The organism is Gilliamella sp. Pra-s52, assembly GCF_009795805.1.
Lineage (GTDB): Bacteria > Pseudomonadota > Gammaproteobacteria > Enterobacterales > Orbaceae > Gilliamella.
The window spans coordinates 1-378 of sequence record NZ_WTEY01000054.1 but is presented as its reverse complement, the minus strand read 5'-3'; the positions used below and the strand labels follow the sequence as shown (position 1 = coordinate 378).

Sequence of the window (378 nt, the reverse complement as noted above, 5' to 3'; positions counted from 1 at the left end):
CAGTAATATACTGAGCATCTACCTCATTACTACGATCATTACCATTAGCATGACCTAAACCAGCTAGTGCGGTAATACTATTACCGTTTAAAGTGGCAAGCACTGCCCCCTTTCTAAGCTGATTTTGCTGTTTTTGTTTTTGTTCGTCACTTAAATAAGCGCCATCCGCAAGTGGTGCATAGCAAAATAGACCTTTAAATTCGGATAGGGTGCCAGTTAATTTAACCAAATTTTTGGGTGGTAGTATTGGATCAGTAATGCTGATACCGGTTTTTTTTAATAGCTGCTCTTTATCTTTATAGATAGGGTCGTTACCATCATATTTTGCGTAAGGCATAATCGAATTCCTTATGAACTTATTTTCTTTTTTTATTTTTA

Annotated in this window: 1 protein-coding gene; it reads right to left on the bottom strand. The window is 36.0% G+C overall.

All coding sequences use genetic code 11. From position 1 onward, the window contains the following. A partial coding sequence (locus GQ594_RS11920; RefSeq protein ID WP_160413194.1) for a hypothetical protein occupies positions 1 to 337 on the bottom strand: 337 nt, incomplete at its 3' end. Positions 338 to 378 lie beyond the last annotated feature (41 nt).